This window comes from Actinomadura logoneensis (genome assembly GCF_003428695.1).
Lineage (GTDB): Bacteria > Actinomycetota > Actinomycetes > Streptosporangiales > Streptosporangiaceae > Spirillospora > Spirillospora logoneensis.
Genome location: NZ_QURH01000346.1, coordinates 1 through 504 on the forward strand (window position 1 = coordinate 1; position 504 = coordinate 504).

A 504-nucleotide genomic window follows, 5' to 3' on the forward strand; every position below is an offset into this window, starting at 1 on the left:
CGCTCGGCCGCGACGACGCCGAACCGGCCGCCGAACCCGTCACCGGACCCGCCGCCGAAGCGGTCGCCCAGCCGGGCGGCCAGCTCGCGCGCGCCGAGGGCGCGGACCCGCGTCGCCGCCAGCTCCAGCGCGAGCGGGATGCCGTCCAGCCGACGGCAGATCTCGGCGACGGCGGCGCGGTCCCGGTCGAGCGAGAAGCCCGGCGCGGACGCGGCGGCGCGCTCGGCGAACAGCCGGACCGCGTCGTCCTCGCCGAGCGGTTCGACCTGGTAGACGGTCTCGCCGTCCACGGCGAGCGGTTCGCGGCTGGTCGCCAGCACGCGCAGCCCCGGCGCGGCGGCCAGCAGGATCGCGACCAGTTCGGCGGCCTCCTCCACCACGTGCTCGCAGTTGTCCAGGACGAGCAGGACGCTCCGGTCGCGCAGCGCGGCGGCGAGCCGTCCGGCGGGGTCGGCGGCGGCGCCCCACGCGGCGGCCGTGCCCGGCAGCTCGTCGCGGACGCCG

General features: G+C 79.6%; 1 pseudogene. It reads right to left on the reverse strand.

The window, feature by feature from the left end:
* A pseudogene (locus tag DZF91_RS22645) lies at nucleotides 1-504 on the reverse strand (hypothetical protein); the annotation flags it as partial.